This window comes from Methylobacterium sp. B1 (assembly GCF_000333255.1).
GTDB lineage: Bacteria > Pseudomonadota > Alphaproteobacteria > Rhizobiales > Beijerinckiaceae > Methylobacterium > Methylobacterium fujisawaense.
On the sequence record NZ_BACT01000248.1, the window covers coordinates 1 to 6,738 of the forward strand.

Consider the following 6,738-nt stretch of genomic DNA (forward strand, 5'->3'; position numbering starts at 1 on the left):
CGACGCCGAAGCTTCCGGAATCCTTGGTCTTGCCATGCAGATTGTCGATCTTGCTCGCGACATCCTTGAACATGGCGCTGCCCGACGCCGCCCGGTCCGCGACCTGCGCGGCCGTCAGCTCCAGGCGGGCATTGGTGCCGTGATCGAAGACGGTGACCTTGACCGAATCGAGGTCCCCCTTCTTGCCGGACACGTCGACATCGACTTTGCCAACGCGCCCGCCCGACGCGCCGTCCTGAGACGGTCCGTAGCTGATTTTGGCCTCGAACCGGCCTTCGACACCCATTGTGGTCTCGCTGCCAGTGATCTTGGCCGCTTGAGTGGAGAAGCCGATGGCTTCGCTGCTCACAGGTGCTGCACTCTCGGCGCCGGCGGTCAGCGCGGAGGCACGCTCACCATCCATCGGCTTTGCTTCGTTCGGCCGATTGCCGCCAATGATGGCTTTCAGCTGTTCAAGCGGAATCGGTCCGCCGTCCGGGTCAAAGGCAGCGTCGTCCTGTTTGTTCATGGCTGACCAGTCCCATCGGTAGCTTCATCAGGCGCTGATGCGCTTGTAACGCGCCTTGCTGAACAAAAATTTGCTTGGCGCTGCGCCCGATGCAGCGTCTTTCGACGTGACAAGCCCGTAACGATTCCTGACTCTAAGAAAGTGACATTGGACACCCCGACCGCCAGCAGGCGTCCTGTACGAGCCCGTTTCCAGAGGATTCGGAGCGACGAGCCTCTGAACGGCGGCGGATGCCCCGTGACCGACGTGGTGCTCGCGGCCAACCTGCGGGACAACACGACGCCCGTGGGTAACGGACACGACCACGGCGCCTGGCTCCCCGGATTCGGACGACCGCATCCGCACTGGCTCGGCTACACCCTCGGCTACCGGATCGTGGACGACGGGCTGGAGGCCGAGATGGACACCGGCGGCGACACCTCGGTCGACGTCCGACCGCGCGCAGTCATGCGCGCGCAGTCTTGAGGCGGCCTGGGGACGCATCCTGGCGAGCCTTTAACCATCGACCAGCAGGGGCAGATTCCCAACTCAAACCGAAGACGTCGGACGGCCGATAAATGTCCGCTGCTGCGGAGCACAAATGTCGGCTCGCACGGCCTTGATGGTTCGATCGGTATAGGCTGAATGAGCCGAAAGCCGGACGACGGCTTTCCGCATTCCATCAACAACGACGGCCGTTCCCACGGAGCCAGAGTCGGAAGCTTCCCGGCTCGTGGCGTCGTGGTTGTCTGCCAGTGGCGCCTCCCTTCGGTAAGCCGCCATTGACGCCCGATGGGCCCCATAATAGATTATGATCATAATTTTTTTAGCGACTCGACGATCCCGGAGGGGAGCCGATGACGGTCAGATGGATAATCGGTATCGGCGGCCTCGCTCTGTCAGCCTGTTCGCCTGCCGAAACGGCCGTGGTGCCGGACCCGCCCTTGGTCCAGACCGTGGAGGCCGCTCCCGGAACGGCTGCGGTCGCTCGCTTCACGGGTGTCGTCCGTGCCCGGACGGAGAGCAACCTCGGCTTCCGGGTCGGCGGCAAGATCTTCGAGCGCCTCGTGGATCCCGGCGACCACGTACGCTTCGGCCAGCCGCTCATGCGCCTCGATCGGACCGACTTCACCCTGGCGCTCAACGCAGCCCGTGCCTCGGTCGAGGCGGCCCGCGCGCAGATGATCAAGGCCAAGGCCGACGAGGAGCGCTCCCGCAAGCTCGTGGGTGACGGCTGGACCTCGAAGCAGACCTACGACCAGAACAAGGCGGCTGCGGACGCGGCCATCGCCCAGTTCGCCAACGCGGAGGCTCAGGCGAGCCAGATCGCCAACCAAGCGGGCTATTCCGAGCTCCAGGCCGACGCGGACGGCGTCGTGATGGAGGTGCCGAGCGAGCCCGGCCAGGTCGTTGCCGCCGGGCAGACGGTGGTGAGGCTCGCCCGCGACGGCGCTCGCGAGGCGGAGGTGTTCCTGCCCGAGAGCAGCCGCCACCTCGCAACGGGTACGGCTTCCGCCACGCTCTACGCCGAGGGCGAGAAGACCTATCCGGCCCGGCTCCGGGAGCTGTCGGCCACGGCCGACCCGGCGACGCGCACCTACCGCGCCCGCTTCATCCTCTCCGGCGGCGGGGAGACGGCGCCCCTGGGGGCGACGGTCACGCTCCGTTTGAAGCCCGCGCAGGCGACGGCGCCGGTCTCCGTGCCGCTCGGGGCGCTGTTCGACCAGGGCGGAGGCCCGGCCGTCTGGCGCTACGACGCGCAGACGCAGACCGTCGCGGCGCAGCCCGTCGCCGTCGCGCGCCTGTCCGAGGAGAGCGCGGAAGTCGCCTCCGGCCTGAACCCCGGCGACCGGATCGTCGCCCTCGGGGCGCACCTGCTCAAGGCCGGCCAGAAGGTCCGGCTGGCGGGAACGCCCGTGACGGAGGCCACACGATGAACGCCTCGTCCTTCAACCTCTCGGCCCTGGCGGTCCGCGAACGGGCCGTCACGCTGTTCCTGATCATCGCGCTGACCGCCGCCGGGATCTTCGCCTTCCAGAAGCTCGGGCGCGCCGAGGACCCGAGCTTCACGGTCAAGACCATGGCCGTCTCGGCCGCCTGGCCCGGCGCCACCGCCGAGGAGATCCAGCGGCAGGTCGCCGACCCGCTGGAGAAACGTCTGCAGGAACTCGTCTACTACGACCGGGTCGAGACGACCGTCCGCCCCGGCCTCATGCTGATGAAGGTGTTCTTCAAGGACTCGATGCCGCCGGCCGAGCTCCAGTCGGAGTTCTACCAAGCGCGCAAGAAGCTCTCCGACCAGGCGTCCACCCTGCCGCGCGGCGTGCTCGGGCCGCTGTTCAACGACGAGTTCTCGGACGTCTACTTCGCCCTCTACGCGCTTCAGGCGCAGGGTCTGCCGCACCGGCACCTCGTGCTGCGCGCCGAGGACCTGCGCCAGCGCCTGCTGCGGCTGCCCGGCGTCGAGAAGATCAACATCCTCGGCGAGCAGGCCCAGAAGATCTTCGTCGAGGTCTCCTACCAGCGACTCGCGACGCTGGGCGTCACAGGCCAGCAACTCCTGGCGGCGCTGGCCAACCAGAACGACGTGACGCCGGCTGGCTTCATCGAGGCCGACGGCCCACGGGTCTACCTCCGGCTCGACGGTGCCATCGATGGCCTCGACGCGATCCGTAACCTGCCGGTGGCCGTCGGCGACCGCAGCCTCAAGCTCGGCGACATCGCCGAGGTGAAGCGTGGCTACGAGGACCCGAAGGTCTTCGCGATCCACAATGACGGCGCGCCGGCCCTGATGCTGGGCGTCGTCATGAAGCCGGGTTTCAACGGCCTCGGTCTGGGCGAGTCGCTCAATGCCGAGGAAGTGGCGATCCACCACGACCTCCCGACCGGCATCACCTTCACCAAGATCACCGACCAGGCGAAGGTCATCGACGACGCCATCCACGAGTTCATGGTGAAGTTCTTCACCGCCCTCGGTGTGGTGATCTTCGTCAGCCTCCTCGCCCTCGGCTTCCGGGTCGGCATCGTGGTGGCGCTGGCCGTGCCGCTGACCCTCTCGGCCGTGTTCGTGGTCATGATGGTCACCGGCCGCGACTTCGACCGCATCACGCTGGGCGCCCTGATCATCTCGCTCGGCCTGCTCGTCGACGACGCCATCATCGCCATCGAGATGATGGTGGTGCGCATGGAGGAAGGCGCCGACCGGGTCTCGGCGGCGACCTACGCCTGGAGCGCCACCGCGGCGCCGATGCTCACCGGCACCATCGTCACCATCGCGGGATTCCTGCCGGTCGGCTTCGCCGCGTCCACGGCGGGCGAGTATGCCGGCAACATCTTCTGGGTGGTGGCCTTCTCGCTCATTGTCTCGTGGATCGTGGCCGTGACCTTCACGCCCTATCTCGGCGTCAAGCTCCTGCCGGACATCAAGCGCGTCGAGGGCGGTCACGACGCCATCTACGCCACGAAGAATTACCAGCGCCTGCGCCGGGTCGTGCGGCGCGCGGTCGACCACAAGTGGATGGCGGCCGGCATCACCGTCGCCCTATTCGCGGCCGCGGTGGTCGGGATGGGCAAGGTCGAGAAGCAGTTCTTCCCGAATTCGGAGCGCTCCGAACTCATCGTCGAGGTGACGCTGCCCACCGGCTCCGCGTTCGCGACCACCGAAGCGAGCGTCAAGCGGATCGAGGCGGCGGTGCGCGAACTGCCGGAGGCCCGCGAGATCACGAGCTACATTGGCCAGGGCATGCCGCGCTTCGTGCTGTCCTTCGATCCGGAACTGCCCGACCCCGCCTTCGCGCAGATCGTCGTCCAGACCGCCGACGCCCAGGCCCGCGACGTCTTGCGCGGCAAGGTGCGCCGGCTCGTCGACGAGGGCCGCTTCCCGGAAGCGCGGGTGCGCGTCCTGCAGATCGTGTTCGGGCCGCCGGTCCGCTTTCCGGTCGCTTTCCGGGTGGTCGGCCCCGACCTCGACGTCATCCGCGGCATCGCCGCCGAGGTGCGCGACGTGATGATGGCGAACCCCAACATGCGGCTCGTCCACCTCGACTGGGGCGACAAGACGCCGACCCTGCACCTCGCCCTCGACCAGGAGCGCCTGCGCCTGATCGGGCTGACGCCGAAGGAGGCCGGCCAGCAGTTGCAGAGCTACCTCAACGGCACGCCCGCGACCCAGGTGCGTGAGAACCTACGGTCCGTGGACGTGCTCCTGCGCAGCCCCGGCCCGGAGCGTCGCTCGCTCGGCGACATCGGCGACCTGACGCTCGCCACGAAGGACGGGCGGCAGGTGCCGCTTTCGCAGGTGGCGCGCCTGGAGAGCCGCAACGAGGACGCGGTGCTCAAGCGCTACAACCGCGAGACCTACATCCGCGTGCAGGGCGACGTGCTCGACGGCAAGCAGCCGCCGGACATCCACGCGCAGATCGTCCCCGAACTCGCCGCGATCACGGCCAAGCTGCCGCCGGGCTACCGCATCGACACGGCGGGCTCGGTGGAAGAGAGCGAGAAGGCGATGAAGGCGCTGGTCCTGGTCTTCCCGCTGATGCTGGTCGTCACCCTGACGGTCATCATGCTGCAGGTGCGCTCGTTCACCACGATGTTCATGGTGTTCGCAACTGCGCCGCTCGGCCTCGTCGGCGCCGCCCCGACGCTCCTGGTCTTCCAACAGCCCTTCGGCTTNCACGCGATCCTCGGCCTGATCGCGCTCTCGGGCATCCTGATGCGNCACACGCTGATCCTCGTGGACCAGATCATCACGACCGTGCGGCGGGCCTGTCGGACTACGAGGCCATCGTCGAGTCGACCGTGCGGCGGGCTCGGCCGGTAATCCTAACGGCAGCGGCGGCGATGCTGGCCTTCATCCCGCTCACCCACTCGGTGTTCTGGGGTGCGCTGGCCTACGTGCTGATCGGGGGCGTCGGCGTCGGGACCCTGCTGACGCTGCTGTTCCTGCCGGCCCTCTACGCCTTGTGGTTTCGGGTTCGTCGGCCATCCGGGGCCGAGGCCGCCAACCTCGGCAAGGTCGGCCCCGTCGCCGCGATGCCGGTCTCCCGATGAGGCCGTCGCTCCCCCGCGGAGCCGGCCCAAGCGATCGCACGCCCTCCCAAGGTCGCGTGCGATGATCCGGCGGGCCCGCAACCGCCCCCCCGCGGGCCCGCCGGAACCCTTTGCCGATCGCGCCGCCTTCGAGATGCGACGCAACCGGCGCGTTGGAACGGGCATCATGGCACGACGACATCCACCGGCCACTTCATAAATTACGAAAAACATCTATATTGATGGAAGTCGCGTCGGACGGAGGGTCAGCACATGCCGAGGGTTTCGCAGGAGCAGGCCAAGCTCAACCGTCAGCGCGTGGTCGAGGTGGCGGCGACCCTGTTCCGCGAGCGCGGCCTCCATGGGGTCGGCGTCGCCGACATCATGGGAGCCGCCGGCCTCACCCATGGCGGGTTCTACGGTCAGTTCGCCAACAAGGAAGCCTTGGCCGCGGAGGCGTTCGACACCGCGCTCGTCAACAATCGACGGGGTCCCTCCGACAGCCTCGTGTCCAATTACCTTTCTCTCGCCCACGTCCGCGCCCCTGGCGTGGGCTGCCCTATCGCCGCCCTCGCCACCGATGTCGCGCGGGAAGCCCCGGACAGTCCGGTCAGGTCACGCTTCACGCACGGAGTGCGCGGATTGGCGGCTTTGGTCGCGGAAGCCGTGCCAAGAACGGCGAAGAGGAAGCGGGAGCGCACGCTGTCCTCGCTGGCAACGCTCGTCGGTGCGGTCGTCCTCGCCCGCGCGGTCGATGACGAAGCGTTGGCGGAGGAGATCCTCTCGGCGGCACGGGCCTCGCTGGGTAGCGGAGCGCCCGAAACCCAAACGGCGATGAGCTTGTCCAACGACGGATAGCAGACGGCGAAGCGCCGGTCCGGCATGGCCCGACACGCTTTGCTGTTGTCATTTTATATTATGTACGTAATTTATATACTCGGCGACTGCGATGCAGGCCACCTGCGATGGGGAGTGTCGTAGCGCAGGCCGAAAGCGGGCTCGGAACCGTGACGGTCGCCGCCTCCGGCATCGGCCCGGAGACAGCCAGGGCTTCGAAGGCCGCGGGCTACCGGGTGTTCGGAACGAGCCGGAAGGTCGACCGGGACGTCAACCGGGACAAGGAGGGCGGCATCACGATCTTGCCCTGCGACCTAACCTCGGAGGTCTCGGTCGCGGGCGTTGTCGAGGCAGTCTCCTGGCGGACCGGCCGGATCGACCTG

General features: G+C 67.7%; 5 protein-coding genes and 1 pseudogene. 5 read left to right on the top strand and 1 reads right to left on the bottom strand.

From position 1 onward, the window contains the following. On the bottom strand, positions 1-508 hold a 508-nt coding region (locus I53_RS07020), incomplete at its 3' end, for a hypothetical protein (protein ID WP_043348353.1). 237 nt (positions 509-745) lie between these two features. On the opposite strand from I53_RS07020, the gene I53_RS07025 reads away from it, so the two are divergent. From I53_RS07025 to I53_RS07045, 5 genes and pseudogenes are all read left to right on the top strand, one after another. After that, positions 746-973: a DUF2268 domain-containing putative Zn-dependent protease gene (locus I53_RS07025; RefSeq protein WP_043348355.1), complete on the top strand. Its 228-nt coding sequence runs from the start codon at positions 746-748 to the stop codon at positions 971-973. A 371-nt stretch (positions 974-1,344) separates the two neighbouring features. Continuing rightward, positions 1,345-2,424: an efflux RND transporter periplasmic adaptor subunit gene (locus tag I53_RS07030; protein ID WP_043348358.1), complete on the top strand. Its 1,080-nt coding sequence runs from the start codon at positions 1,345-1,347 to the stop codon at positions 2,422-2,424. Further along, a pseudogene (locus tag I53_RS07035) lies at positions 2,421-5,539 on the top strand (efflux RND transporter permease subunit). Before I53_RS07030 ends, I53_RS07035 begins: the two are co-directional and overlap by 4 nt. A gap of 252 nt (positions 5,540-5,791) precedes the next feature. Continuing rightward, complete coding sequence (locus I53_RS07040) at positions 5,792-6,376, top strand: TetR/AcrR family transcriptional regulator (RefSeq protein ID WP_051044711.1); 585 nt, start codon at positions 5,792-5,794, stop codon at positions 6,374-6,376. A gap of 107 nt (positions 6,377-6,483) precedes the next feature. Beyond that, a partial coding sequence (locus I53_RS07045) for an SDR family oxidoreductase (RefSeq protein WP_148291089.1) occupies positions 6,484-6,738 on the top strand: 255 nt, incomplete at its 3' end.